Origin of the sequence: Tardiphaga sp. (genome assembly GCF_041424195.1) — a bacterium.
GTDB lineage: Bacteria > Pseudomonadota > Alphaproteobacteria > Rhizobiales > Xanthobacteraceae > Tardiphaga.
The window spans coordinates 1-26,977 of the sequence record NZ_JBGMOE010000047.1; the positions used below are offsets into that span (position 1 = coordinate 1).

27 protein-coding genes are annotated in these 26,977 nt (G+C 62.4%); 13 read left to right on the forward strand and 14 right to left on the reverse strand.

The window, feature by feature from the left end; translation table 11 throughout:
• Together ACEK02_RS07205 and ACEK02_RS07210 are read left to right on the forward strand one after the other, a co-directional pair.
• On the forward strand, positions 1 to 1,091 hold a 1,091-nt coding region (locus ACEK02_RS07205; protein ID WP_371421114.1), incomplete at its 5' end, for an ABC transporter substrate-binding protein.
• A gap of 317 nt (positions 1,092 to 1,408) precedes the next feature.
• A complete protein-coding gene (locus tag ACEK02_RS07210; protein WP_371421224.1) occupies positions 1,409 to 2,614 on the forward strand; it encodes an ABC transporter substrate-binding protein in 1,206 nt (401 codons plus the stop codon).
• A 59-nt stretch (positions 2,615 to 2,673) separates the two neighbouring features.
• Here ACEK02_RS07210 and ACEK02_RS07215 read toward each other — a convergent pair whose 3' ends face one another.
• Positions 2,674 to 3,162: a hypothetical protein gene (locus ACEK02_RS07215; protein ID WP_371421115.1), complete on the reverse strand. Its 489-nt coding sequence runs from the start codon at positions 3,160 to 3,162 to the stop codon at positions 2,674 to 2,676.
• 471 nt (positions 3,163 to 3,633) lie between these two features.
• Positions 3,634 to 4,071, reverse strand: coding sequence for a low molecular weight phosphatase family protein (locus ACEK02_RS07220; RefSeq protein ID WP_371421116.1), 438 nt, complete (start codon positions 4,069 to 4,071; stop codon positions 3,634 to 3,636).
• A gap of 149 nt (positions 4,072 to 4,220) precedes the next feature.
• On the opposite strand from ACEK02_RS07220, the gene ACEK02_RS07225 reads away from it, so the two are divergent.
• From ACEK02_RS07225 to ACEK02_RS07235, 3 genes are all read left to right on the forward strand, one after another.
• Positions 4,221 to 4,658, forward strand: coding sequence for a hypothetical protein (locus tag ACEK02_RS07225; protein WP_371421117.1), 438 nt, complete (start codon positions 4,221 to 4,223; stop codon positions 4,656 to 4,658).
• A 368-nt stretch (positions 4,659 to 5,026) separates the two neighbouring features.
• On the forward strand, positions 5,027 to 5,245 hold the full coding sequence (locus ACEK02_RS07230) for a hypothetical protein (protein ID WP_371421118.1): 219 nt from the start codon (positions 5,027 to 5,029) through the stop codon (positions 5,243 to 5,245).
• 123 nt (positions 5,246 to 5,368) lie between these two features.
• Positions 5,369 to 5,557: a hypothetical protein gene (locus ACEK02_RS07235; protein WP_371421119.1), complete on the forward strand. Its 189-nt coding sequence runs from the start codon at positions 5,369 to 5,371 to the stop codon at positions 5,555 to 5,557.
• Positions 5,558 to 5,687: 130 nt separating this feature from the next.
• Here ACEK02_RS07235 and ACEK02_RS07240 read toward each other — a convergent pair whose 3' ends face one another.
• Positions 5,688 to 7,280, reverse strand: coding sequence for a hypothetical protein (locus ACEK02_RS07240; protein ID WP_371421120.1), 1,593 nt, complete (start codon positions 7,278 to 7,280; stop codon positions 5,688 to 5,690).
• 53 nt (positions 7,281 to 7,333) lie between these two features.
• Positions 7,334 to 8,626, reverse strand: coding sequence for an adenylosuccinate synthase (locus ACEK02_RS07245; protein WP_371421121.1), 1,293 nt, complete (start codon positions 8,624 to 8,626; stop codon positions 7,334 to 7,336).
• A gap of 411 nt (positions 8,627 to 9,037) precedes the next feature.
• Here ACEK02_RS07245 and ACEK02_RS07250 point away from each other — a divergent pair, with 411 nt between their 5' ends.
• Positions 9,038 to 9,520 carry an alpha/beta hydrolase gene (locus tag ACEK02_RS07250; protein ID WP_371421122.1) on the forward strand — a complete coding sequence of 161 codons (483 nt, stop codon included), beginning with the start codon at positions 9,038 to 9,040 and terminating at the stop codon, positions 9,518 to 9,520.
• Between the two features lie 76 nt (positions 9,521 to 9,596).
• Here the strand turns inward: ACEK02_RS07250 and ACEK02_RS07255 are convergent, their stop codons facing one another.
• Together ACEK02_RS07255 and ACEK02_RS07260 are read right to left on the reverse strand one after the other, a co-directional pair.
• Positions 9,597 to 9,788 (reverse strand): hypothetical protein, encoded by a 192-nt coding sequence (locus ACEK02_RS07255; protein WP_371421123.1) that lies wholly within the window; start codon positions 9,786 to 9,788, stop codon positions 9,597 to 9,599.
• Positions 9,789 to 9,958: 170 nt separating this feature from the next.
• Entirely contained in the window at positions 9,959 to 10,168 is a 210-nt protein-coding gene (locus tag ACEK02_RS07260; protein WP_092138872.1) for a cold-shock protein, read from the reverse strand.
• A 268-nt stretch (positions 10,169 to 10,436) separates the two neighbouring features.
• Between ACEK02_RS07260 and ACEK02_RS07265 the strand changes: the two genes are divergently transcribed.
• On the forward strand, positions 10,437 to 10,580 hold the full coding sequence (locus tag ACEK02_RS07265) for a hypothetical protein (RefSeq protein WP_371421124.1): 144 nt from the start codon (positions 10,437 to 10,439) through the stop codon (positions 10,578 to 10,580).
• A gap of 32 nt (positions 10,581 to 10,612) precedes the next feature.
• On the opposite strand, the gene ACEK02_RS07270 is transcribed toward ACEK02_RS07265, so the two are convergent.
• From ACEK02_RS07270 to ACEK02_RS07280, 3 genes are all read right to left on the reverse strand, one after another.
• On the reverse strand, positions 10,613 to 11,527 hold the full coding sequence (locus ACEK02_RS07270; RefSeq protein WP_371421125.1) for a PhzF family phenazine biosynthesis protein: 915 nt from the start codon (positions 11,525 to 11,527) through the stop codon (positions 10,613 to 10,615).
• Positions 11,528 to 11,651: 124 nt separating this feature from the next.
• On the reverse strand, positions 11,652 to 13,205 hold the full coding sequence (locus tag ACEK02_RS07275; protein WP_371421126.1) for a serine hydrolase domain-containing protein: 1,554 nt from the start codon (positions 13,203 to 13,205) through the stop codon (positions 11,652 to 11,654).
• 111 nt (positions 13,206 to 13,316) lie between these two features.
• Entirely contained in the window at positions 13,317 to 14,330 is a 1,014-nt protein-coding gene (locus ACEK02_RS07280; protein WP_371421127.1) for an HPP family protein, read from the reverse strand.
• A 324-nt stretch (positions 14,331 to 14,654) separates the two neighbouring features.
• On the opposite strand from ACEK02_RS07280, the gene ACEK02_RS07285 reads away from it, so the two are divergent.
• The 3 genes from ACEK02_RS07285 (at position 14,655) to ACEK02_RS07295 (ending at position 16,113) form a co-directional block, all read left to right on the forward strand.
• Positions 14,655 to 15,179: a carboxymuconolactone decarboxylase family protein gene (locus ACEK02_RS07285; protein ID WP_371421128.1), complete on the forward strand. Its 525-nt coding sequence runs from the start codon at positions 14,655 to 14,657 to the stop codon at positions 15,177 to 15,179.
• A 42-nt stretch (positions 15,180 to 15,221) separates the two neighbouring features.
• Positions 15,222 to 15,695, forward strand: coding sequence for a Cys-tRNA(Pro) deacylase (gene ybaK, locus ACEK02_RS07290; protein WP_371421129.1), 474 nt, complete (start codon positions 15,222 to 15,224; stop codon positions 15,693 to 15,695).
• Positions 15,696 to 15,813: 118 nt separating this feature from the next.
• Positions 15,814 to 16,113, forward strand: a complete 300-nt coding sequence (locus tag ACEK02_RS07295; protein WP_371421130.1) for a DUF3551 domain-containing protein — start codon at positions 15,814 to 15,816, stop codon at positions 16,111 to 16,113.
• 115 nt (positions 16,114 to 16,228) lie between these two features.
• Here the strand turns inward: ACEK02_RS07295 and ACEK02_RS07300 are convergent, their stop codons facing one another.
• The 3 genes from ACEK02_RS07300 to ACEK02_RS07310 all read right to left on the reverse strand — a co-directional run bounded on the left by ACEK02_RS07300 (position 16,229) and on the right by ACEK02_RS07310 (position 19,996).
• Positions 16,229 to 16,417, reverse strand: coding sequence for a hypothetical protein (locus ACEK02_RS07300; RefSeq protein ID WP_371421131.1), 189 nt, complete (start codon positions 16,415 to 16,417; stop codon positions 16,229 to 16,231).
• On the reverse strand, positions 16,414 to 17,568 hold the full coding sequence (locus ACEK02_RS07305; protein WP_371421225.1) for a PepSY-associated TM helix domain-containing protein: 1,155 nt from the start codon (positions 17,566 to 17,568) through the stop codon (positions 16,414 to 16,416). Before ACEK02_RS07305 ends, ACEK02_RS07300 begins: the two co-directional genes overlap by 4 nt.
• A 133-nt stretch (positions 17,569 to 17,701) precedes the next feature.
• Positions 17,702 to 19,996, reverse strand: coding sequence for a TonB-dependent siderophore receptor (locus tag ACEK02_RS07310; protein WP_371421226.1), 2,295 nt, complete (start codon positions 19,994 to 19,996; stop codon positions 17,702 to 17,704).
• Positions 19,997 to 20,301: 305 nt separating this feature from the next.
• On the opposite strand from ACEK02_RS07310, the gene ACEK02_RS07315 reads away from it, so the two are divergent.
• A complete protein-coding gene (locus ACEK02_RS07315) occupies positions 20,302 to 21,216 on the forward strand; it encodes a DMT family transporter (protein WP_371421227.1) in 915 nt (304 codons plus the stop codon).
• 3 nt (positions 21,217 to 21,219) lie between these two features.
• Here the strand turns inward: ACEK02_RS07315 and mbfA are convergent, their stop codons facing one another.
• Positions 21,220 to 22,191: an iron exporter MbfA gene (gene mbfA, locus ACEK02_RS07320; RefSeq protein WP_371421132.1), complete on the reverse strand. Its 972-nt coding sequence runs from the start codon at positions 22,189 to 22,191 to the stop codon at positions 21,220 to 21,222.
• A 403-nt stretch (positions 22,192 to 22,594) separates the two neighbouring features.
• On the opposite strand from mbfA, the gene ACEK02_RS07325 reads away from it, so the two are divergent.
• Both ACEK02_RS07325 and ACEK02_RS07330 read left to right on the forward strand, forming a co-directional pair.
• Positions 22,595 to 23,581, forward strand: a complete 987-nt coding sequence (locus ACEK02_RS07325) for a Bug family tripartite tricarboxylate transporter substrate binding protein (protein WP_371421133.1) — start codon at positions 22,595 to 22,597, stop codon at positions 23,579 to 23,581.
• Between the two features lie 199 nt (positions 23,582 to 23,780).
• A complete protein-coding gene (locus tag ACEK02_RS07330; protein ID WP_371421134.1) occupies positions 23,781 to 25,136 on the forward strand; it encodes an esterase-like activity of phytase family protein in 1,356 nt (451 codons plus the stop codon).
• A gap of 138 nt (positions 25,137 to 25,274) precedes the next feature.
• On the opposite strand, the gene ACEK02_RS07335 is transcribed toward ACEK02_RS07330, so the two are convergent.
• Positions 25,275 to 26,954: a methyl-accepting chemotaxis protein gene (locus tag ACEK02_RS07335; RefSeq protein WP_371421135.1), complete on the reverse strand. Its 1,680-nt coding sequence runs from the start codon at positions 26,952 to 26,954 to the stop codon at positions 25,275 to 25,277.
• Between the last annotated feature and the right edge of the window lie 23 nt (positions 26,955 to 26,977).

Sequence of the window (26,977 nt, forward strand, 5' to 3'; positions counted from 1 at the left end):
TTCCCTATAGCGGCCCTGCGTCGGCCTACGGCATCATCGGGAAGATGGAAGAAGCTTACTTCAAGATGATCAACGATCAGGGCGGCATCAACGGCCGCAAGATCAGCTTCATCAGCTATGACGACGCGTACAGCCCGGCCAAGGCCGTGGAACAGACCCGCAAGCTGGTCGAATCCGACGAGGTTCTGTTCGTGTTCGGCCCGCTCGGCACGCCCTCCAACACCGCGATCATGAAATACCTGAACGCGAAGAAAATCCCGCAGCTGTTCGTCGCCACCGGCGCGACCAAGTTCGGCGAATACAAGACCTCGCCATGGACCATGGGCTGGCAGCCGGCCTATCAGAGCGAAGGCCGCATCTTCGCGCAATATGCGATCACCGAAAGGCCGAACGGCAAGATCGCCGTGCTCTATCAGAACGACGATATGGGCAAGGACATGCTGAAGGGCCTGAAGGACGGCCTCGGCGACAAGGCATCGATGATCGTGGCCGAGGACGGCTACGAAGTATCCGAGCCGACCATCGACTCGCACATCGTCAAGCTGAAGGCGTCCGGCGCCGACATTTTCCTCTCGATCTCGACGCCGAAATTCGCCGCCCAGGCGATCAAGAAGGTCGCCGAGATCGGCTGGAAGCCGATGTATTTCCAGAGCAATGTCGGCTCGTCCGTTGGCGCGGTGATGCGTCCGGCAGGCGTCGATAACTCCCAGGGCGTGTTGTCGCTGGCCTATGCCAAGGATGCCATCGATCCGCAGTGGAAGGACGACGAGGGCATGAAGAAGTATCTGGATTTCTTGGCCAAATACGCCCCCTTCGCCAATCCGGCCGAAAGCTCGGCCGCCTATGGCTACGGCCAGGCGCAGACCGTGGTGCAGGTGCTGAAGCAGGCCGGCGACGACCTGACCCGCGCCAACATCATGAAGCAGGCCGCCAGCCTGAAGGACTTCGCACCCGACACGCTGCTGCCGGGCGTCAGGATCAACACCTCGGCGACCGATTTCTACCCGATCGAGCAGCTGCGCATGATGCGCTTCACCGGCGAGAAGTGGGACGTGTTCGGCCCGCCGATCGACAGCAAGCTCGGCGGCTAGAGGCTGGTATCTCGTCATTCCGGGATGCATGCAGGACGGCGAAGCCGGCCGGAGTGCAGACCCGGAAGCTGGATGTGTTCAACCACTGCAAGATTCCGGGTTCGCACGCGCGAAGATGCGCGCCCGCCCCGGAATGACAGCGATTCTGCCCAATAAAACAGCCCCTTGCGACGAAAGTCGTGAGGGGCTTTTTCTTGCTAGTTGCAGGGGAAAAGTATTCAATCCGACGCGCCGCAGCATTCAACAAGAGCAAGAACCCGCGCGGCTTCATCAAATGATCAGGGAGATCAGAAATGCCTTCGTTCAGCTCGCGTGCAATGACGTTCACGGTTGCCGCAGCCCTCAGTGCGGCCCTTGGCAGCACTGCCTTCGCCCAGAAAAAATACGACACCGGCGCCAGCGACACCGAGATCAAGATCGGCAACATCATGCCCTACAGCGGGCCCGCATCCGCCTATGGCGTGATCGGCAAGATGGAAGAAGCCTATTTCAAGATGATCAACGATCAGGGCGGCATCAACGGCCGCAAGATCAATTACATCACCTATGACGATGGCTACAGCCCTCCGAAAGCGGTGGAGCAGGCACGCAAGCTCGTCGAATCCGACGAAGTGCTGTTCATCGCCAGCTCGCTCGGTACCGCATCGAATTCCGCCATCCAGAAATACATGAATGCCAAGAAAGTCCCGCAGCTGTTCGTCGCCACCGGCGCGACCAAGTTCGGCGACTACAAGGACTTCCCCTGGACCATGGGCTGGCAGCCTGCCTATCAGAGCGAATCCAGGATCTATGCGGCCTACCTGCTGAAGGAAAAGCCCGACGCCAAGATCGCGGTCATGTATCAGAACGACGACTTCGGCAAGGATATGCTGAAGGGTCTGAAGGATGGTCTCGGCGCCAAGGCAGCATCGATGATCGTGGCTGAAGACAGCTATGAAGTGTCCGAGCCGACGATCGACTCGCACATCGTCAAGCTGAAGTCGACCAATGCCGACACCTTTGTCAGCTTCACCACGCCGAAATTTGCCGCGCAGGCGATCAAGAAGGTGGCGGAGCTCGGCTGGAAACCAACCTATATCCAGAGCAATGTCGGCGCGTCGGTCGGCGGCGTGATGAAGCCGGCGGGTTACGAGATCGCGCAGGGCATCCTGTCGGCGAACTACGCCAAGGACGGCGCCGATTCCAGCTGGGACAATGACGAGGGCATGAAGAAATTCTACGCTTTCCTCGCCAAATACGCCCCCTCCATGGACAGGAACGACGGCTCGGTCGTCTATGGCTATGGCCAGGCGCAGACCATCGTTCAGGTGCTCAAGCAGGCCGGCGACAACCTGACCCGCGCCAACATCATGAAGGAAGCGGCGAACCTCAAGAACTTCGCGCCAGACACATTGCTGCCCGGCGTGACGATCACGACCTCGCCCACCGACTTCTACCCGATCGAGCAGTTGCAGATGCAGCGCTTCAAGGGCGAGAAGTGGGAGCTGTTCGGCCCGATCATCACCGGCAAGATCGAGGGCTAAGGCTCTGATCTCTCCCCGCCGATTGAAGCCAGGCTTCACCAGGCGGGGAGAGATCGAGATCAGTAATAATCCCGGAACGCATCCGCGAGACTGTCGGGCTGCCAGTCGATCTGGTCCGACGCGATCGGATCGTCTGATAGCAGTGCGCCCGCCTGGGTCTTGTAGTCCGGCGCCACGTCATCCGCCTGCGGCAGGCCGCGGCGCGCGATATCCTGATAGTTCAGGTAATTGTCGCGATTGCCGACAAAGGTGCACACGCATTTGCCGGGATCGGCATAGAGATAGCGCGGGCCGTTCGGCGTATTGTGCACAACGAAGCGATAGGCCGGCAATTTGCTCAAGGCCATCTTGCCCGCCGCATCATTGGCGAAACGCGCCTTGAAGCCGGCGGCCTCCATGTCGAAGCCGACCTTCTGCAGCACCGGCGCGCTCGGCAATTCGCGCGCCACCAGCAGCGTCACATCGAGCAGCGCCAGCACCGCGATGACAGCAAGCGCCGTGCCGCACGGGCGCAAGGCAGGAAGCGTCGTCATTGTCACTGCCCGCATGTCGCAAAACTCCGGCTGCAAGCGCGCATCGCCGCGCTCTGTTGCGCTCGACCATACCGGCCCGCGCGCGTGGTGTCACGGCAGCGCTGCCGCAGCGCGCGGTGCCGGTTAACGCATTCATGCCTTGCCGTCGCTCAGGCGTGTCTTCGTCCACTAGGCACTGCAGCTCGCACAGACTGGACGTTCGATCGCGCTAAATCGACCAAGCGTCACGCCTCCGACGTCCCATATCCTCGCCCTCCCATGTCCTGCGTCTCGCGATGCCTGATCAACGTCGGGCGCATGACCATCGGCCTGATCGCAGCGACTATCATCGCGCTTGGGGCATGGGAGTTCTACTGCAGCTCAGCAGCCGCAGGTCGGGCAAAGGCGCCCATGCGCGCCCGCCACCATCGTCGCGTCGATCGTCTGTTGTGGTGGGCTCGCTTCGCTTGGCCCACCCTGCAGCTGATCCACCCATGGCTATGACTGTCAGCGCCTGAGGCTTTGGACCAATTGCGTCACATGCGCTTTCAGCTCGGGCAGCGCCTCATCGGGACGCGCCACGTCGATGTCATGGACATGCCAATAGGTCACGCGATTTTCCCAGCCCGGAAAGCGCTCGGTGAGCAAAGCACGGTGCTCGGCCTCTTTCACGGCCACGATCATATCGGACGCTTCCAGCGCATCGAGGGTGCAGACCGCCGGCATCCGCGACGCGCCGATGGGCGAGATGCCATCGATGGTCAGAGCGTCGATGGTCTGTCGCGCCATCGGGCCGACATTGTCCCTGCCCCGCTCGATGGCCAGGGCGTGTGACGTCGCCTCCCAGTCCAGACCTGCGCGGCGCGCCAGGTGATTGAAGAGCTCTTCCGCATAGCGGCTGCGATAGTAATTTCCGGTGCAGAGAAAGAGGACGGTCCTGGCCATGGCTCAGTGTGTTTTGTGGAGCTCGCATTTGTCAATTGCAGCGCCGCGCCGCCCGCACAGCGCCGAAGGCCCATGGACCCCGCTATCATTTTGCTGGATTGTGGCCGCCTCGCCTTGCGCCAACGAATCATCCCTCGGAGGACACCCCAATGTCGCGCTCGCTTTTCCGCACCACCCTCGTCGCCGCTCTCGCACTGATCGGCGCCAGCGTTTCTTCTGCCGCTTTCGCCGATAGCGGCACGATCCGCATCAACGTGCTGAAGGGCGGCTGGTTCATCGGCGCATCGGGCGGTTCGGGCACGCTGACCTTTCGCGGGCGGACCTATCCGCTGTCGATCGGCGGCTTGAGCGCGGGCCTCGTCTTCGGCGCATCGCAGACCTATCTGTCCGGGCGCGTCAGCCGCATCAACAGCCCCCGGGATGTGGCCGGCGTCTATGGCGCAGGCGGCGCGGGAGCAGCCGTGGGCCGCGGCGTCAGCGCCATCGTGCTCACCAACGAGAAAGGCGCGCTGCTGGAACTCAGCGGCCGCCAGACCGGCCTGATGGTCAATGCCGATCTCTCCGGCCTCGCCATTGCACTGAAGTAAGCGGCGAACCCATCAGCAGAGCACGGACGCCTTGCTGCAAGGCGCCCGTGCAAGTGCACCCATTCCGTGTGTTCTCTCTTGATCCCCCGCGCTGTTTGCCGCGGCGCGATCACTCACCCGTCCGCAATCGCGCGCATCTGCACGCCACCTCATTGCGGCCTCACACATGTGAAAGATTTTACCGATCTTTTTAATACACTTGCGTGCAGCGCAATGCGCGCGGCGCGATGTCACGCAACACTGCAAAAGGTTCAGCGCCGACACTTCAAAACAATGTCACCGGCTGTCATCGACGTTTCATCGCACGGACTAAGATAGGCCCCAATGCGCCCGCATCGTCCGCGCAGCTCGAGAGTACGGAGTGGATCATGACAATCGACCCGACACCGAAATTCGACGCAAACTATGTGGCCACGCTGCGCCTGGTACTGGACATGGCCGTGGAGCGGATCGCCGTGCAGCATCGCACGCCGGCAACGAAGGCGATGATGGCGGAGACCATCATGCGCCATGCGGCCGGCGGCATCACCGACACCCATGCGCTGATGTCGCATGCCGTGAGCGCAGGCGCGAACGGCGCGCCATAACATTCGTTGCGCAATCTTTCGCCACGCAAAGAGCGGGACCTGCCATGTATTTGATGGTGTCCCGCCACGTCTTCGCCAAACCGGGCAGCGAAGTTCCATCGGAACCGATGGAAAACGATACCCATGATCATGGCGGAAAATTATTTCAAAGACCGCGCCGACGATTGCAACCGCCTCGCCGGTGAGGAGAGCGATCTGGAGATGCGCGGCATGCTCTGCGATCTCGAACTGGATTATCGCGCCAAGGCGCTCCATGCCGCAGCCCATGGCTGGCGCGATGCGCCGCGGTATTTCGAACCGGCGGAAGTGTAAGCGCGCCACGCTGGCGAGGCTTGCAGGGCGCGATCCTGAAACACGACGTCCGCTAACTCGTCATTCCGGCGCGAGGCGACGTTCAAGTGCCGGTCGCGCTCCGGAATGACAGTATGTGGCTTCCTGGAAGTTACTCGCCCCAGGCCGCAAATGCGTCGTTGAAGGCGCGATCGCCGGGCGAGCCCTTTTCGATAGCGATGATGGCGCGGCGCTGGTTGGTATAGACCAGCGGGATGTCGAACCACGACCGCTCCTTCAGGAGCTGCAGGTTGCGGGTCCGGTCGCTTTCGACATTGCTGAGGCCGACCAGGAAGAATCCGTCGGTGACCTTGACCGCGAGACCGGCCAGCGGCGTGCCGCGGGCCTGCTCGTTCGACTTCATCAGCACGCCCGGCACATTGGCGACACCACCACCGGCGAAATCGGGCGGCAGCACGAAAGTGAGTTCGGCCGTGTGGCTGGCGGGCAGCGACGTATCGGTGTTGCGGCGGAACGACATGGTCATCTTGAACTTGCGTTCAGGAATCTCGATGTCCGCGCGCACGGCGATATCGCCGGGCTTGCCGCCCGAGGCCTTGATCTGCTCGGTGCGCCAGACCACCGTGCCGACATATTGCCGGCCCTTCGGCTCGGCCGGATCCTCGTCATACAGAACGACGCGCTGGGCGACTGGCGCGATCTGATCCGACGACGACGGCTGGCCGACGCGATCGGCGATCTTCGGCCGCGGCGCCAGCGGCGCATCCTTGTTGTCGGTGACGACGGGCGCCGAACCGCCGGCGAAACCGCGCACCATCTTGTTGATCGTCGGCCAGCCCAGGATCACGGCACCGATCAGGATCATCACGATGCCGATGAGCAGCGCGGTCTTGAACGGGAAACCGCCGCTGACGCGCTTCGGCTTCGGGGGCTTGGGCGGCTTCTTGGAATCCTTGATGCGCGACGGCGGCACCTGCGGCTCGTCGCCGGCCTGGTCATCGTAAGCCGTCTCGTCATGGCCGAAGACTTCGTTGCGCGTTTCCATGCTGGGTTCGAGACGATCGAATTCCGGCGTGGGCGACGGCACATTGGCGTAGGTCTTGCGGGCCGCGCGATTGGCCTGGGCGGCGGCGCGGCCGAGATCGTCGACATCGGCGGTGACGTCGCGGAAGCCGCGCATGGCGGCATCGCCCTGGTCGCCGCGATCGTTACGGGCGGGCGGCGGTGCTGCCGGATTGTTCTCGAAGCGGCGCGGCGTGCCGTTGCGTTCACGCGTTGGCGGACCGTTTGGATCCTGCGCGCCGGCATTGGGGGACTGCGGCTTCGGAATCGGCGGCGGATCGACGCGCAGCGTGCGCGGCGGACGCGGCTCTTCCGGGACGCGCGGAGACGGCGGTGTCGGCGTGACCGGCTGACGACCGCGCGGCGACGAATCGGCCGGGGCAGCACCGGCACGCGGGCCGGCATTGCGGAAGGCATCGCCGGCGCGTGGCTTGCCCTCGGACGGCGGCCGCGACGCGTCACGGGCACGCTGGGCGGCCTCGGACTCGACCTTGCGGACGGCTTCCTCGAGCGACAGGCGCTCGCGGGTGATTTCGGACTCCGAGAGCGGCGGCTCGACGCTGCGCAACTGGGCGATCAAGGCGGTGCGGGCGCGCTCATAAAGCGCACGCCGCTGCTCACCGGGAGCACTGGGGTCCAGTCCGGCGATGGCGCGGGCGATCAGCGGGTAGTAATCAGCCATCTCGACTCAATGTTGCGGGTGCATCAATTTGGAGGCTATCCGGTAACAGTTCGTTAAGCCTCAAACGGGTTTTGCACGAGAATAGTATCTTCACGTTCCGGGCTCGTGGAAAGCAAAGCAATCGGGCAGCCCACCAGTTCCTCGATCCGGCGCACGTATTTGATGGCCTGCGCCGGCAGATCAGCCCAGGAGCGTGCATTGGCGGTCGGCTCTTTCCAGCCCTCGATGGTCTCGTAGATCGGCTCAATCCGGGCCTGGGCGCCTTCGCCGGCCGGCAGATAGTCGATTTCCTTGCCGTCGAGCTTGTAGCCGACGCAGACCTCGATGGTGTCGAAGCCGTCGAGAATGTCGAGCTTGGTCAGCGCCAGGCCGTTGATGCCGCAGGTGCGGACGGTCTGCCGCACCAGCACCGCATCGAACCAGCCGCAGCGACGCTTGCGGCCGGTGTTGACGCCGAATTCCTTGCCGCGACGGCCGATCTCTTCGCCGATCTCGTTGAGCAGTTCGGTCGGGAACGGGCCCGCCCCCACGCGCGTGGTATAGGCCTTGCAAATGCCGAGCACATAGCCGACCGCGCCCGGGCCCATGCCGGTGCCGGTCGCGGCCTGCGCCGCCACGGTGTTGGACGAGGTCACATAGGGATAGGTGCCGTGATCGACGTCGAGCAGCGCGCCCTGCGCGCCCTCGAACAGGATGCGCTTGCCTTCGCGGCGCTTCTGGTCGAGCAGATTCCACACCGAGTCCGCGAACGGCAGCACGCGCGGCGCGATCTCCGTCAGCTCTTTCAGAATCTCCCCGCCGTCGATCTCAGGCAGGCTGAGCCCGCGGCGCAGCGCGTTGTGATGCGCCAGCAGGCGGTCGATCTTGTGCGGCAGCGTCTGCGGATCGGCGAGATCCATCAGCCGGATCGCGCGGCGGCCGACCTTGTCTTCATATGCCGGGCCGATGCCGCGCTGGGTGGTGCCGATGGCGGTGGCCTTGTTGGCATTCTCGCGCAGCGCATCGAGTTCGCGGTGCAGCGGCAAAATCAGTGTGACGTTTTCGGCGACGCGCAGATTGTGCGGGCCGACATCGACGCCCTGGCCGCGGAGCTTGGCGACTTCATCGACGAAGGCCTGCGGATCGAACACCACGCCATTGCCGATCACCGAGAGCTTGCCGCCGCGCACTACGCCCGACGGCAGCAGCGCCAGCTTGTAGGTCTGACCGTCGATGACCAGCGTATGGCCGGCATTGTGGCCGCCCTGGTAGCGAGCCACGACATCCGCCTGGTCCGACAACCAGTCAACGATCTTGCCCTTACCCTCGTCGCCCCACTGGGCGCCGACGACGACAACATTGGCCATTTGGCGCTAGTCCTCTGAAAATACACGCGTCGAAGCGTGATCAGCGCGGAAAACGGTCTGCCGTTTGCCGGATCACGCCCAGGCATCCGCCCAAGCGCGGCCAATGTTTGCTGAGAGGCCGCCTGTCTGCGATGCAAACCGGGAATAAAGGATGCGCGGGGGGAAAACAAGCGCGAAGGGCCCCAGAATGCCCCTGTCAAGCACGCGCAAACCTTTGATATCCCCTGAAAATCCCCCCATGTGTGGCGAGATTGGGGCAACCAGTACGGGATAACCGGACGGTGCGGCGGATCAGCCCGCCGAGGCGGCGGCAGCAGCACCCGCTACCGTCTTGCCGTTCAGTTCCGGCCGGTAGCGGCCGAGCGACAGGAACAGCACGGCAGGCTCGGCCTTCCGCCCTGCACGCAGCAGATGATGATCGACGAAATCGAAGCCAGCACCGAGGACATGAGCCAGGCTGTGACCTATGCGCGGGGCCGCTCCTTTGCGCTCGGCATCGATCCTGATCGTATCGCCATCGGCGGATTTTCGGCGGGCGCCATCATGGCCATCAATGCAGCCTTCGCCGAACGCGCGCCGGTCGCCGCCGTCGTGGCCCTGTCAGGGCGCATGTCGATGGGGGCGGCCAAGGCTTACGTCACCGGCGCCAGATCCGAGCCGGCGATCCTGATGTTCGTGGGTGAAAACGACCTGCCGGCGATGCTCGATAATCTCGACGGCCCGACCCGTCACATGACCAGCATGGGTCTGCCGCATCACGTGGTGCGGATCGCCGGCGCCACGCACTTCTATCCCCGCACCGCGACTGTCCCCGGTCCCGATGGCACATCGACCGATGTCGAAAGCCTGATGGCAGACTTCCTCTACAATCACCTTCGGCTAACCGACCTTTGATCGCAGAACTTTCAGCACGATGAATTTCGGATAGCGTGCGCTGACGGGCCAGAGGCTGACTGGATAGAGAAAGCCGTTACGAAGCAGCCTGTTCGCCCGCGATGGCGCGATCGATGGCGTCGATCACGCTCTGCATCTCGACGAACTTGCTGCGGGCCCGTTCCGCATTGTCGCGATTGAAGGGCGCAGCCAGAACTTTCGCGTGCGCATCGCGGTCCTCGATCATGCGCATACGCGCCGCCATGAGCGTATCCAGACGTTCACTCATCTCGATCGGTCCTCATATCGGGCGCTGAATCGTGCGTATGACCACGCCTACAGGATGAAGCCCGCCGGTGATGATCACCGACGGGCTTCAGTCATTCCAAATCTATGAGACGCAAAACTTGCCGGTCGAGAAATCCCAGTACATCCGTGGAAATTTCAGGACCTTCAAGCTCAGATAGCGCGCAGATCTTCCGCGCTGGTCTTTCCGCGCATCTTGTCAGCCTTGGCTTCGAAGGAAACCTTCTGGCCTTCATTGAGCGAACCCAATCCAGCGCGCTCGACTGCACTGATGTGAACGAACACATCCTGGCCGCCGTCATCAGGCTGAATGAAACCGAAACCCTTGGTCGCGTTGAACCACTTAACTGTACCGACTGTCATAACTATTCTCCAAGATGCGCGAATGCGCGAACCCTACGCGACATCGCGTGAGCCCGATCCGATTTCAACGATGTCTTGGGGAATGGAGCCGATTACGGCGCGGTCAACAAGCCAGAGCATATATTCGAATAACTGCAATATAGATGATTTCAGCCGAATTACAAGAACAATGATTCCAGAGCGTGTTTAACGAGCATTTACAACGGTGAACTTCAGATCGAAGCTGGCTGCGGAACTCTGATTTACCGTTGCTGCAGCGGACACACGAATGGACAGATCGAGGCGACGCACACCGGTTCTGGCCGAAATTCGCTTCGCCGAAAGGCGGCGTGATTTCGCGGAAGCTGGTGGCGACTATGCCGACAAATCACTGGCGCTGTGGCGCGTGAGCGACCTGCCGGGAGAGGCGTGAAGTCGTGCCAACTGAAAGCAAGGGGCGCATGGCTAGACGTCGATACGCCCCTGCATCACCGGCACGCAGCGACCGGCGATCCGCACGCTTTGTACCTGGTCGTTCGTCTTGCGCACCTCGACCTCGATGAGGCTGCGACGGCCCATCTCGACGCCCTGCTCGATGGTGATGTTGCGGACCGCGTCACGGCGCGGGTCGAGCGTGACGAGATAGGCCGCCAGCGCTGCGGAGGCGCTGCCAGTGGCAGGATCTTCGGGGACGTTGTCGAGCGGCGCGAACATCCGCGCGCGCAGGTGATCGAAACCATCACCGGTGCGGACATAGATGAAGGCCGAGAAACGATCGTCCGGAGACCGGTGTCTCTGCTCGGCCTGCGCGAAGGCCGTTGCGTTCGGCCGCGCGGACGCCAGCGCATCGAGGCCGGCCAGTTCAGCCACCGCGAACGGCAGGCCGACGGACACCATCCGCGGCCCGTGCGTTGACATGGCGATGGCATCGGGCGCGAGCGATATGCAGGCGGCCATCATGTCACGATCGATCTCACCCTGCATCGCGAGTGGCTGCGGTGCGACGAAGCCGGCGCCGACAATCGCGCCGCCATCGCGCAGCAGATCGAGATGGACGAGGCCTGCCTTCTCCTCAAACACCATGCGATCGCCAACAGGCCTGCCGAAGACCGCGCCCTGGCGGCCAAGCACGAAGGCGGTGCCGACATTGGGATGACCGGCGAAAGGGATCTCAGTGGTCGGCGTGAAGATGCGAACGCGTGCGGTGTGCGCGGGATCATCCGGCGGAAACACGAATGTCGTTTCCGAATAATTGAACTCGGTGGCGATCTTCTGCAGCAGCCCCTCGTCGATACCGCGCGCATCCGGAACGACCGCCAGCGGATTTCCGCCGAAGCGCGTATCCGTGAACACATCCACGGTGACATAGTCGATCATCATGCAGCCCTCACCATTGCGTTATTGCAGGGGTCAACGACGTAACATACCAGTCGCCGGACCTCATGCCAGCCTGACACTGCAAGACCGCACGGGAGGTCTCAGGACTTCCCGTGCCTTTCGGCGATCAACCGCCCGCCTGTCCGTCGATTGCGACATCGACGCCTTCATAGTTCTTGCCGCGAAGGCTGACCTTGTCGCCGTCGAATGACAGCGTCCATTTCCGCGATAGCTCGCTCGCGCCGATATTGATCCGCTCGACTTCGAACGCGTGATCATCCAGCCACCGTCCCTTCACGGCAAGCGGCCCATAGGGCGTGTCCTTTCCCTTGCGATACAGTCCGTCGAGCCCGATAGGGCCGCTGATCATCTCGGGCGGCCGCGCCGAATTGCGGCTGTAGAGTTCGAAATCATAATGCGGGTTCGGGCCGACCAGTGTCAGCGTCAGCGATTTCACGCCCAGCGGATTGCGGGCGAACGCATAGGTCTTGCCCGAGATCGTCGATGCGATCTCTGGCGTCGGTCCGACCTCTGACGGCTTCTCTGTCGATATGGCGCGGATGGCGCTCGCCAGTCGTTCTGTGCCGGCCGTGTCCGGCTGTATTGCAGTCTCGGATTTGATAGATGCCGCGATGGACGGCAGGAGAGTCGTCACGGCGCAGCCGTTTCTGCCTGTGGTCACCGCCACGAGATCCAGCGCCGGATAGACCACGATCAACTGACAATGATAGCCGCTCGCCCAATAGAGGTTGCTGTCGGGAAGAGCCCAGAAGAAATTCGAATAACGCCAGGCCGGAGCAAATGAGAGGTGCATGTCCACCGTGGCGTGGTTCACCCTGTCGATCCAGTCCCGTGGCACCAGCGGTTTACCCTCCCACTCGCCATTACGCAGATAGAGATAGCCGAACTTCGCCATATCGCGCGGGTGCAGCGCCAGACCGTATCCGCCGGTCGAGATGCCCTGCGGATCGCGCCGCCATTTCCATGCCGTGATGCCCAGCGGGCCGAACAACCTCGCCCTGGCGTAGTCTTCCGCGCTCATCCCCGTTACCTTGGTGAGGATCGCGGACAACAGATGCGGATTACCGCTGTTGTAGTTGAATCTGTCTCCGGGTGATCCGGCCATCTGTCGATCGAGGATGAACTCGATCCAGTTCCGGCTTCGCTCCATATCGATCACCGAGAGCGGCAGCCCCTCGCCGAGACCTTCCTCCCAGGCCAGTCCGGACGTCATGTCCAACAGGCTCTGAAGCGTGATCGCCTTCTTTTTGTCGTCGAGGTTGATGATGTTGCGGTCGCCAAAGAACGTCGTCATCGGCTGGTCCGTGCCTTTCAGGAGACCGTCCTGCAATGCCATCGATGTCAGCGTGCCGATCACGGCCTTGGTGACGGAATTGACCACGTGCGGCAGATCAGGAGTGTAAGGCGCGTAATAGGCATCCAGAACGATCTTGCCATGCCGCACGATTAGCAGGCTGTCGAAATCATTGCGACTTCCGAGCTCCAACAGTGTGGCGAGCGCTGCCGGGTCCATGCCCTGCTCTTCCGGCGTGGATGTCTGCCAGCCTTGCGTCGGCCACGCCGGAGCCGGACCTTCGCCGGCAACCGCACTGCCGAGCAAGGCCACAAACATGGCTGAGCCAAGCACATGCTTCAGACCGGGGAGTCGTGAATATCCCATGACGGCCTCGTTGCGGGTTTTAACGCTGCGCAAGGACCATATCTGCAGCTACAGATTGTTCAACCGAATTGCTGCTTCATTCCGTCTGCGGACTTGCAGGTGCGCGATCGCCTACACGGCAACAGGAACAAGCTTCGCGACGGCGCTGAGCAAATCGGTCTGGGTGATCAGCCCCTGAATCATGCGGTCCTGATCGACGATGATGACGGCGTGCGTTCGTCCATCGGTCAGCGTCGGCAGCAAGGTCACCGCGGGCGTCTGCATCGTCGCCGTCGCTGCGGGCGACATGGATTTTCCGACATCGCCCGATTCTTTCATCAGCTCGCGCAGGCCGACCGTTCCGACGAGCTGTCCCTGCATGCCCAGGACGGGGAGCGTGCGAACATTGTGCAGGAGCAGCCGCGAGCGGGCCAGTTCGGCACTGTCGCGCGCGCCCACCGTGACGACATCGCGGGACATGATGTCTCCGCAAAGGATCGTGCCGTGCGAGCGCAGCATGGCCTGCAGTTCGACCTGCCGCAGCAGTGTTTCGAGATCATCGGGGTTGATATCAAAGGTCTCGCTCAGCGCTTCCAGCGCCTTGTCGATATCCTCGGCGCGAAAGCCGACCCGCAGCTCCGGGCTGATATCCGATGTCTGATGCGGGTTCGCCGATGGCACCGGCGCCCTGTGCGGATAGGTCCGCCGCGCGATCTTGTGGAACAGATAGCCCAGCCCGACCAGAAGCACCGAGTTCAGACCAACGGGCACGAATGGAAACAGATAGCCCGAAGCGGTCACGACAGGTCCGCCGATGATGGCCGTCAACGCCGTGGCGCCGCCGGGCGGATGCAGGCAGCGCGCAAAGGACATCGCGGCGATGGCCAGCGATACGCCGAAGCCGATCGCCAGAATCTGATCGGGAATGAGATGCGCGACAGCGACGCCGATCAGAGCCGAGATGGTGTTACCGCCGATGATCGCCCAGGGCTGGGCCAGCGGGCTGGCAGGGACCGCAAACAGGAGCACAGCAGATGCGCCAAGCGGGGCCACGATCAGCGGCAGGCTGGAGCTGTTGCCCAGCACAGATCGGCAGATCAATCCCGTGAGCACGATGCCCAGCAATGCACCCAGGCAAGCGATCATGCGCTCGCCGAGCCGTGCTCCCGCCAGGATGGGGACGAACAGCCGAATACCTGTCTTGCGAGGAGAAACGCCCCTTGAGAAGTCGCTCGAAACGTCCTTTGGGTCTTTTCTTTTTGTCATTGAATCGGGACCAACGCACGGCTCTGCCAGAATGGCTGACGCCCCCTTTGATCACTATGTGCAGGCGCCCGCAATGTTGAATACGACACGCGGGCCTGACGATCGCGATCTGGCAGAGCTATCCCTGCTCGGTTACAACATCCCGGCCATTCGCCAGAACGCGCCCCATCAGGAGGGCGCGACGGCGATCTCAAGGGAGGACCCATGGCCCGCATCGACTATAGCGATCCCGCCTCTGCCAGCGAGCGCACCCGCGAGATTCTTGGCAAGAATCGCAATGCCAATATCTTTCGCATGATGGCGCATTCGCCTGCCTATCTCGAACAATATTGCCGGCTCGGCGGGGCGATCCGCAACAAGGGCGAGCTCGATCCCGTGATCCGCGAACTGGCCATCACCCGCACCGGCATTCTCTGCGAGGCGCCCTATGAAGTGGCCGCGCACAAGCGCATCGGCGGTTATGTCGGCGTATCAGACGAACAGAATGCCGCGCTGGACAACTGGCAGGCCGCGACATGTTTCGATGACACGCAGCGCGCGGCGCTGGCCTTCACCGACGAGATCGTCGCACGGCATCGCCCGACGGACGCGACCTTCAAAGCCATCGCAGCAAGACTGACGCCGGGCGCGCTGGTGGAATTGCAGCTCGCGGTCGGCTTTTACATCATGACCTCGAAATTCCTCGAAAGCTTTGCTATCGACATGCAGCCCGTGTCCGAAGTCGTCTGAGTTCACCACCCTCTTGAGCGTTCCAATTCCCTTGAGTCTCACATGTCAAAAACCACCCGCGCAACGCAGGCGCTGAGCAAGCTCGGCGCCGGGTTCACGTTGCATAGCTACGACTACGATCCGAACGCCGACAGCATCGGCCTGCAGGCAGCAGACGCGCTGGGTATTCCGCCGCAGCGCATGCTGAAGACGCTGATGGCCGAAGTAGACGGCAAGCCGGTTTGCGTCGTGGTGCCCTCCGACAAGGAGGTCAGCATGAAGAAGCTCGCCGCAGCATTTCACGGCAAGAGCGCGAAGATGATGCGCCCGGCCGACGCCGAACGCATGACCGGCTATCACGTCGGCGGCATCAGCCCGTTCGGACAGAAGAAGCGCGTGCCGGTCGCGATTGAGCAGGCGGCGTTGTCGGAAAATACGGTCTATCTCAATGGCGGCCAGCGCGGGCTGCAGATCGAGATTGCACCGGAGGCCGCGCGCGCGGCGCTGGATGCGATGGCCGCCACACTGACGGACTGATGCGCATCACCGCTGTTTGAAGCTCGGGCATGCCGGCGTGATCACGACGCGCTGTCGCAGGCGGGAACCGCGATGTAAGCTGCGCATTATCGATCTTGGACCTCAAGGGAGAATCGACATGCGCTCGATCCTGGCAGCAACCGCACTTCTGGTCGTCATGGGCGCAACGCCCAGCATGGCCCGCGAATATCCATGGTGCTCGCGCACCTCGGCGACCGGCTTCAATCCGAGCTGTACGTTCACCTCCTATAACCAGTGCATGGCCACCGTGAGCGGCCAGCGCGGCGACTGCATGCAGAACCCGATGCTGGCCTACGGCGACCAGCGCCGCGGCAGCCGCGCCATGCGCGGTCAGCCGGGCGACTGGGACAATGGATGGAATAACGGCTGGAACAATAATTGGGATCGCCGCTGGTAGCGCGCCGCGCCTGCATCCGTAGCCGTAGGATGGGTAGAGCGAAGCGAAACCCATCACCTCAAATCTTGCCATGATGGGTTTCGCGAAGACGCTCTACCTATCCGGCGATACCCATCTACGATTTCCGCCACCACGCCCATGCCACGACCGCGATCGGAAGCCCGCCCCCGAACCACGCAAAATAGCGGCCGGGATCGCCGGCGAGCAGCGCCGACAACAAGCCTGCGAGCGACAGCACGCCGACGACGATCGGCGCACCGAACACCCGCCACCAGCTCGCTTTGTGCTGCGGCACCTCGCTCATGACGAGGGCCCGAGGGCGGCAGTCGCGCCCGCAGACAGCCGCGCCCCGCGCCTGACCTTGCTGCGCTTGACCGCCCACAGATACAGCCCGCTGCCGAGCACGATGATCGTGAACATGGTCAGCAGCGCCCAGATGATCTTCAGCGGCATGCCGCCATAATCGCCGAAATGCAGCGGTTGCGAGACCAGCACGGCCTTCAGATAGGTCGGCAACTCGCTGGTGTCGGACACCTCACCGGTCTCGCCATCGAGCAGCACGGGTTTCACCAGCCGCGAGGTCAGCGGCGTGTCGCCGCGCAGGAAGACCGCGAAATGATGCGTCGATGTGAACGGCGTGCCGGGGAATGCGATGAAGGCTGGATCCATGCCGGGCGTCGTCTTCACGGCATTGCCGACGACCTTATCCAGCGATGCCAATTGCGTTGGCGTCGGCTTGCCGGCATAGGGCGTGGCCATGGCAGCCAGCTCGTTACGCTGCCAGATGCCGAGCATGACTTCGGCATAGGCGTTGATGACGCCGGTACCGCCGACCACCAGTGCCCACACGATGGTGATCACGCCAAGCAGATTGTGCCAGTCGAGCCACAACACCCGGCGCGATTTCTGTCTGCGGATCGCCGCGAAGTTCAGGCGGCGGGTGAACGGCCAGTACAGCACCACGCCGGACACGACCGCGATCATGAAGAGAAAGCCCATGACGCCCATGAACCACTTGCCGGGAAGACCGAGATACATGTCGGTATGCAGCCGCAGCATCACCAGCATCGGGCCGGTGCCGAGCAGACCCACCGGCTTTGCCGTATAGGCATCGAACGCCTTCACCACCGTGGTCTGTGGATCGGAGGTCACCGACGCATTGGTGAAGGTCGAGACCATGCCGGGCTCGTCCTTGTCCCAGGCCATATACAGCAACACGTTGCCGGGATGATCCGCGATCGCCGCGCGGCCGATGGCGTCCAGACTCAGTTTCGGCGCGCCGGGCGCATGCACATCCATCTTCGGCGCATAACCGAGCGCCTCGTCGATCTCATGATGAAAGATCAACGGCAGGCCGGTGAGGCACAGCAGCAGCAGGAAGACGGTGGAGACAAGGCTGGTCCATTTGTGGATCAGCGACCAGATGCGAGCCGTACGCGCTTTCAGGGGATCGATCCTTCTTCAACTACTGAAAATGTCGTCCCCGGAAAGCCGGGGACGACATCAGCAGATCATTTCGACGTGGCGACCATGCGGCAAGCGGAACGCGCTGCGACCTATTGCCGAGCCGTCTCACTGGCCTGCGCCATTACCACTTGTAGCCAATGCTGCCGGTAATACGGCGGCGATCACCATAGAAGCAGGCATTCGCGGTCGAACAGCTGGCAATATAGATCTCGTCGGTGACGTTGTTCGCGTTCACCGCGAAGCGCCAGTTCTGCCAGTCGTAATGCACGGCGAGATCGCCGAGCGTGCGCGACGGCACCGAAAGGGTGTTGGCCGTATCGGCGTAGGACGCACCGACGTTACGCACGCCACCGCCGAAACCGAAGCCACGCAGGATGCCGTCCTGGAAAGTGTAGTCAGCCCAGCCCGACGCCAGTTGGCGCGGCGTGTTGGTCGGTACCTTGCCGATCAAGGCCGGATCGGCATTCGAACTGTTGAACAGGTTATAGGCGGTGAACGAGCCGACGACCTTGAGGCCCGGAGCCAGATTGGCGACGGCTTCGAGTTCGAGGCCGCGCGACGTCACCTCGGCATTCTGCATCTGCAGGTTCGGCGGGATGCTGTTCGGATCTGTCGTCAGCACATTCTTCCGCTTCAGGTCGAAATAGGCGAAGCCGAAGTGACCATCGAAGCCGGCGGGCTGAAACTTGACGCCGATCTCGGCCTGTTCGCCGGTTTCGGGCAGCAGCAACTGACCGGACGAGTTGGTGCCGATGATCGGATTATAGCTGGTGGCATATGACACGTAAGGCGCGACGCCGCTGTCGAAGTTGTAGATCAGGCCGGCGCGACCCGAGAACTTGCTGTCGCTGCGACCGAGCGGCGCGGTACCGGTGATGCGGCTGACGTCGTTGACGTCGACCCAGTCGTTACGGCCCGACAGCACCAGCGTGAAGCGGTCAAGCTTGATCTGGTCCTGGACATAGACACCAAGCTGCTGCTGCGTCAGCTGCGTATCGCGATAGGGCGCGGCAGTCAGCGGCGGAGCACCAGTATAAATCGGGTTCAGCACGTTGATCGACGGATTTCCGAATGCGAAGGCCTGGGTGTCGCTGATCGAGTAATATTTCAGGTCGAGGCCGAACAGCGTGGTGTGGCTGAGAATGCCGGTGTTGAAGCGATACTCGACCTGGCTGTCCATCTGCGCCTGGTCGGCGATTCCGCGGGTGCCGAACGAATAACGCGCGAAGTCACCCGTGGTCTGGTTGGCGTAGCCGTTGCCGGTGACGCCGGTGTAGTTCACGTCGACATGCGAGAAGCGTGCATTCTGGCGGAATGTGACACTGTCGGACAGCTTGCGCTCGAACTGGTAGCCGAGCATTTCCTGCTCGCGCTTGAACTTGTCGAAATTCGGCTCGCCACCGAAGAAGCTGGTGGGAATGCGGCCGAACGGTCCGTTGGTCACCGTGCCGACATAGGGCAGGAATTGCGCTGCACGGGTCTCGTTATACGACGCCGAACCGAGAATGGTCAGCGTGGTGTCGACGTCCGGCTTCCAGGTCACCGATGGCGCGATGAAATAGTTGTTGTTCGGCGTGAAGTCGGTCTGCGTTCCGCCATTCTGAACCTGGCCGACGATGCGGGTGTAGAGCTCGCCATTGCCCGGCGCCAGCTTGATCGGCGTATTGATATCGAAGCCGAAATAGGCGTTGCCGAAATTATCGACGCCGGTCTCGATGTAGCGGATCGGCTCCGCCTGCGGCATCTTGCTGACGACGTTGACGAGACCGCTGGGGCTCGAACCACCATACAGGATCGCCGAGGGACCGCGCAGAATCTCGACGCGCTCCATGTTGAACGGCTGCAGCTTCCAGCTTGCATAGGACGTGTAGAACAACTGCATGCCGTCGAGAAACACGCTGTTGTCGTCCGACTTGAAGCCGCGGATCAGGAACCAGTCGTTGCGGAAGTCGGAGCCGAATGTGCCGGCCGCCACGCCGGGCACATAGCGCAGCACTTCGTCGAAGCTACGAGGCTTCTGATCGCGGATCTGTTCTGAGCCGATCACCGAGATGGCCTGCGGCGTTTCGTTGATCGGCGTGTTGGTCTTGGTGCCGGTCGAGCTACGATTGGCGACATAGCCCTGAATCGGGCCGCGCGGGCTCTCGACAAATACATTGGTCTGGCGCGGAGCGACCGGACGCGGCGCGACTGCCGTGCGGGCACGCGGCGTGCGGCTCGGCGTCGTCGTGGCACGGCGGCGTTGCTGCGGCTGATTGACGACCACGGGTGGTAGCGGTTGAGCACCGGTCTGCGTGGAACTGGACTGCGCCGACGACGTATCGAGTGTGACGACGCTGAGCGCGCAGACCGACGACAAAAGCGCGAGACGCGACAAACCAATAATATTGTTCAAGGTGATCCCCCGAAATCTCATCCACATCGACATATGCGATGATGGATGGCCTCATATGATGGATCGGGGTTAGAGCGACGGCGGCGTCACCGCCAATAGAAGCGCTCCAAACAACAAGCAATCTGCGGCAGTGTGACATCGCTGCCGCAGATTTTACTGGTTCTAAATTGAGCGGATATCTTTCTCAGCCGGATATCGTTCCCGGCGCCCATTCGACACTCGTACCGAAGCTTGCTCCCCGCGCGTGCATAGACGCTGCGCGCCAGCATGGCTTGTGCCGCCCTGCGAACTGCCGCCTATGGAAGGCTGCATTGACCCCCGAGCCGATGACCCCTTCCGCTGCGCCGCGACAAACGATCGTCGGCTGGTTCGCCAACCAGCCCTATCTCCTGCTCAGCCTCACCTCGCTGTTCTGGGCCGGCAATCTCGTGCTTGGCCGTTATGTCGCCGGCCATGTGCCACCGGTGACACTGGCCTGCGTCCGCTGGATCGGCGCCTTCTTCCTGCTGCTGCCCTTCGCCTGGACGCATCTGCGCACCGACTGGCCGGTGCTGCGTGCCCATCTGCCGATGATGTGGATGCTGGCCCTGACGGGCTTTGCCGCCAATACGGCGCTGGCCTATTGGGGCCTGAAATACACGCAGGCCCTGAACGCGCTGCTGATCCAGTCGTCCGGCCCGCTCTGCGTTGCGCTGTGGACGCTGATCCTGTTCGGCGTGCGGCTGACGCTGGCGCAATTGCTCGGCATCGTCGTCTCCATGGCCGGCGTGCTCATTATCATCCTGCGCGGCGATGTCACTGCGCTGGCCAGCATCCAGATCAACAAGGGCGACGCGATGCTGTTCGCGGCGCTGCTGGTGTTCGGCATCTATTCGGCGCTGATGCTGCGGCGACCGGTGACCCACCCGATGTCGCTGGTTGCTTTCACCACAGCCGGCGGCGCGATTCTAACCGTGCCGGTCAGCATCTGGGAACTCAACTCCGGCTCACCGCTGATTTTCGACACCGTGACGCTGCTGACGCTTGCCTATGCCATGATCTTTCCGTCCGCGCTGGCCTATCTGTGCTTCAATCGCGGCATCGCGCTGATCGGCCCGAACCGGGCCGCACCATTTCTGCATCTGATGCCGGTGTTCGGCTCGGTATTGGCCATCGCGTTTCTCGGCGAGCAGCCGCAACTGTTTCACCTCATCGGCTACGCGCTGGTGCTGTCGGGCGTATTCATCGCATCACGGCGATGACTCTCACGCGCCTCCGATCAATATTCCCACCGCCAGAACGATGACGCCGCCAAGCACCACCTGAAAGACGGCCTGCAGGAACGGCGTATCCATATAGCGTGCCCTGATATAGGCGATGGCCCAGAGTTCGAAGAAAACGACAACACCCGCGATGGCCGTCGCGATCCAGAATGCATTCGGCCAGCTGTCCGGCACGAGATAAGGCAGGGTATGGCCGAGACCGCCCAGCGTGGTCATCAGCCCGCAGATGCCGCCGCGCAGCCACGGCGAGCCGCGTCCGGTCATGGAGCCATCGTCCGACAGTGCTTCGGCGAAACCCATGCTGATGCCGGCGCCGATCGATGCCGCAAGGCCGACAAGAAACGTCTGCCAGTTGTGGTGTGTCGCAAACGCGGCGGCAAACAGCGGCGCCAGCGTGGACACCGAGCCATCCATCAAGCCCGCAAGACCTGGCTGGACATATTGCAGGACGAACATCCGGTGGCGGGTTTTGTCCTCCATCGTGCGAACGTCGGACGTCAGGATTGCATCCGACAGTTTGGACGCAAGATGCTCGTGTCCTTTTTCCAGCTCGGCCAGATCGCCGAGCAACTTGCGGACGCCGACATCCGTCGCCTGCTCGGCCGCCTTGACGTAAAAGCGCCCGGCCTCGAACTCCATCCTCTCGGCCTCCTTGCGGATGGTGTCGAGCGACAGGTTACGTGTGAGCCAAATCGGTCGGCGGCGGATGAAGCCCTTGACGTCTTCACGCCGGATCGGCGGAAGGTTCGGTCCGAAGCGCTCCTCATACATCTGCAACAGCAGATGCCGATGGCCTTTTTCTTCCTCGGCCATCTCGCTGAAGACTTTCGCCGAATCGGGATAGCGCGCTGCCAGATCCTCGGCGAAGCTGAGATAGATCCGGCTGTCCTCTTCCTCGCTGGAAATCGCAACCGCCAGCACCTCACGTTCGGTGAGCTCCGAAAACGCCTTCATATCAACGCCTTAATTAGTTTAGAATTATTCTAATCTATATAGGACCTGCATTGCGTTTGTCAAAGAGCTTTGCGCCTGCGCAGGCGCTGAATCTTGCGCTGGCCGGGAAGCAATAACGGCGACGCGAAGGACGGCGATGAAACAACCCTGCGTGCTCCGGACGTCGCCCCGGCATTCGCACCACCCTCGACGCGGAGCTGCGGATCAGCCACCGCCTGCGCGTGTTCTCGCTAACGAACGCGATAACGTCGGCACGGTGCTACAGAAGTCGATGCATGGCCTGCACCGTCGACAGTGCGCCAACCTGAACCGCATAGCTTTCCGCTTCCGTGCGTCACCGACCTCGGCTAGCGTGCCCGCAACAAATACGGGCCACCAAGGCCGACTCAGGGAGAAAAGCGGAATGCACGGACTTTCAGTTCTTCGCGGTGTGGCGAGCGCATCGTTTATCGGAGCGCTGCTGTTGGCGAGCCCCAATGCCATCGCACAGACTGCGAACTATCCGAACCGGCCGATCACGCTGGTCCTCCCTTTCGCCGCCGGCAGCGGCACCGACACCACAACGCGCCTGATCGCCAAGGAACTCGGCACCGCACTGAACGCCAACACCGTGATCGACAACAAGGCCGGTGCCAACGGCTCGATCGCCGCCAGCTTCGTCGCCCGCGCCCCGGCCGACGGCTATACGCTGTTCGTGACGACCAACACGACGCATTCGGCCAATCCCTATCTGCTCAAGAATATGAGCTACGATCCCATCAAGGATTTCACCCCGATCGCGCGCACCGGCGACCTGCCCTTCATGCTGGTGATCAATCCCGAAATTCCCGCCAACTCCGTGGAAGAGCTGATCGCGCTCGCCAAGAAGGAGCCGGGCAAGTACTCCTACGCATCGGGCAGTTCGTCGGCGATCGTCTCGGGCGCGACCTTTGCCCGCCTCGCCAAGCTCGATCTCCTTCACGTGCCTTACAAGAGCTCTCCACCCGCGCTCACCGATGTCATCGCCGGCCGCGTCAGCATGATGTTCGTCGACGTGCCCACCGGCTTGCCGCACGTCAACGCCAAGGCGCTGAAGTCGCTTGCAGTGACCACCAAATATCGCTCCAAGCTGCTGCCGGATCTGCCGACCATGGACGAGGCTGGCGTGAAGGGCTTCGACATCACGTCATGGCAGGGTTATCTCGGCCCGGCCAACATGCCGAAGGACATCGTCGTCAAGCTCAACGCGGAAATCCGCAAGATCGTGGAGCGCCCCGAGATCCAGAAAGACCTCGCCAATCGCGGCATGGAAGCCTTCTCCGGGACGCCGGAAGAATTCGACGCCTTCCTGAAGGATCAGCTCAAAGTGTGGGAGAAGTTGATCACGGATGCGGGGATCGAGAAGCAGTAGGGTTGGTCTACCGACTTCCCGGGTGTCGTCCCCGCTTGCGCTGGGACGACAGGGGAAAGGTTGTGACCTAACCCGCAGCCTCGGCGACCCGATGCCGCAGAGTTTTCCCGCCCGGTCATCTCCTCGTCATGGAACTGTCAGCGCAGCGTAACTCCCGCGCCTCAGAACACCGCGCATGGTCACCACAAAGGAGACAACCATGCGCAGCACATTCCTCTGCTCCGTCGCTTCCCTCGTCATGCTCACATCCGCCGCTTTCGCGCAGACGGAAGGTGAATTCCCCGCCAAGCTCGCCGGCCATGCCGTGCTGCCGGCCGCCTCGACCATCGACGCGCCCGCGGATGCGCCGAACGACCTGAAGACCTCGGGCAAATACACCACCGGCAAGCGCGTCGACGCGCTCGGCACGGTGATGGGCAAGTCCTATGAGCGCGCCACCGGCATCGCGCTGCCGATGAAGGGCCAGCCGCTGCAGGGCCATTCCGGCATCAAGGTGATGCCCGACGGTTCGTTCTGGGTGCTGACCGACAACGGCGCCGGCTCGCGCTACAATTCGGCCGACTACATGATCTATCTCAATCACCACAAGATCGACTGGAAAAACGGCAAGGTCGAGCGTCAGGCCACCGTGTTCCTGCACGATCCCGACAAGAAGGTGCCGTTCCGCATCGTCCATGAAGACACCGCCAAGCGCTATCTGACCGGCGCCGATGTCGACACCGAAGGTTTCCAGATCATCGGCGACAATTTCTGGATCGGCGAGGAATTCGGCCCCTACATCATCAAGGCCGACAAGACCGGCAAGGTGCTGGCCGTGTTCGACACCGTTGCCGACGGCAAGCCGGTGCGTTCGCCGGATCATTGGTCGGTGCAGTCGCCAGGCGCGCCGGGCGCCACCTACACCACCGTCAACCTGCGCCGCTCCAAGGGCTATGAAGGCTTCGCCTCCTCGAAGGATGGCAAATTCCTTTACGGCCTGCTCGAAGGTCCGATCTGGGATGCCGAGAAGAAGGACTGGGAGAAGGTCGACGGCAAGGAAGCGTCGCGCATCCTGGAATTCGACGTCGCCAACGAGAAGTTCACCGGCCGCTACTGGCAGTATGTGTTCGAACAGAACGGCAATGCCATCGGCGACTTCAACATGATCACCGCCGACAATGGCCTGATCATCGAGCGTGACAATGGCGAGGGCACCAAGGACAAGGCCTGCGCCGAGGGCAAGCGCGGTGAGGACTGCTTCCCGGATCTCGCCAAGTTCAAACGCGTCTACAAGATCGAACTGAACGATGCCAATGTCGGCAAGCCGGTGCGCAAGGTCGGCTTCATCGACCTGATGAAGATCCAGGACCCGAACAAGCTGGCCCGCAAGCCGCTCAATGACGGCGTGCTGACCTTCCCGTTCTTCACCATCGAGAACGTCGACCAGGTCGATGCGACCCACATCATCGTCGGCAACGACAACAACCTGCCGTTCTCGTCGAGCCGCGAGCCGAACAAGGCCGATGACAACGAGTTCGTGCTGCTCGACGTCGCCGACTTCCTGAAGGCGAAATAAGACACATCCCTGGCTTCGGCCTGAACGCGAAGGCCCTCCCGCAAGGGAGGGCCTTCTTTCGGTTTGGCTCTGCTTTCTTCCCTTTCTCCCTGTGGGAGAAGGCGGCGCGGCCGAAGGCCGTACCGGAGTGATTTGACTTTAGGCCGCTCTCACCTTGGTGAGGAACTCATCCACTGCCGTGCGCAGCAGGCCGGACTGGCTCTCGAGTTCCTGCGCATTCAACAGCACATGCGATGCCGCCGAACCGGTTGCTTCGGCCGCGCTGCTCACGCCGCCGATATGATTGCTGATCTCATTCGCGCCGGCCGACACCGACTGAATGTTGCGCGCGATCTCCTGCGTCGCTGCACCCTGCTGTTCGACCGCCACCGAGATCGTATTGGTGATCTGGCTCATCTGCGCGATGGTCCCGGTGATCGCGCCGATCGACGCGACTGCCTCGCTGGTCGATGCCTGCATGGCCGCAACCTGCGCCGAGATTTCCTCGGTGGCCTTGGCGGTCTGGCTGGCCAGCGCCTTCACTTCGGAGGCCACCACCGCGAAGCCACGACCGGACTCGCCGGCGCGTGCAGCCTCGATGGTCGCGTTGAGCGCCAGCAAATTGGTCTGCGAGGCAATGCTGTGGATCAGTTGCACGACTTCGCCGATCTTTTCCGCACCGCTCGACAGGATCTGAACGGTGGCATTGGTGCGCTCGGCATCGCCCACCGCCTTGCTGGCGATCTCGCTGGAGGCAGACACCTGACGCAGCACTTCACTCACTGACGCCGACAATTCCTCCGCAGCCGCCGCAACCGTGCTGACATTATCGGACGAGCGCGTCGAAGCCGCGCTGACCGTCGCGGCGCGCGAGCTAGCGTCGCTCGCCGTCGCGGTCATCGACTGCGCGGTGCTCTGCATGCCGACAGCCGCGGTGGAGACCGAGCGGACGATGCCGGTCACGCTGCGTTCGAAGTCGGCCGCCATGGCTTCCATCGCCGCGCGGCGTTCGGCAGCAATACGACCCTGCGCGTCTGCCTCGACCTGTTCGAGCGAACGGATACGGAGTGCATTGTCCTTGAACACCTGAACAGTCTTGGCCATCGCGCCGACCTCGTCGCCGCGGCCGACGCCGGGAATCTCATCATCGAGCGCGCCATTGGCAAGCGACTCCATACGCGATCCCAGCATGCCCAGCGGCTTGGTGATGCTGCGGCCGATCAGCCATGCGATCGCGCCCGCCACTGCGGCAATGGCCAGCATGGCCAAACCGAGCGCCCAGATGATGGGCTTCAGATGGGCGTCGAGGTCGTCGAGATAGGCGCCGGTGGCAATGAACATGTTCCAGCCGGGGAGCGCCGCCGCATAGCCCATCTTGCGCGACGGCACCTGCTCATTCGGCTTCTGGAATTCATAGGTCAGGATCTTCGTGCCGTTGGCTGCGACGCCGTCGCGGAATTCACGCGTAATCGCCACGCCGCTGACCTTGACGTCGAGACGGTTGGATCCCGCCTTGAAGCCCGGCAGATGAACTACCTCACCGTCCATCGTGTAGATGAACAGATAGTTGCCGTTGTCATAAGTCATCGGCTCGATACGGCGCACCAGCTCGGCGGTCGCGGCTTCCTTGGTGAGCTTGCCTGCTGCGACGTCCTTCTGGATGCTGGCCGCTACGTTGGTTCCGATTTCGACGATCGACTTCAGCTGCTCGGTCCGCGCCGAGAGCATCTCACTCTTGACCATATAGGCGGCCAGGATGCCGGCGGCGCAAAGGCCGATCATCGTGACCGCCACCAGGATGACGAGCTTGTACGTAATACGGATATTGGCGAGCTTCACGGCTAGATTTCCCCCGAACGTGC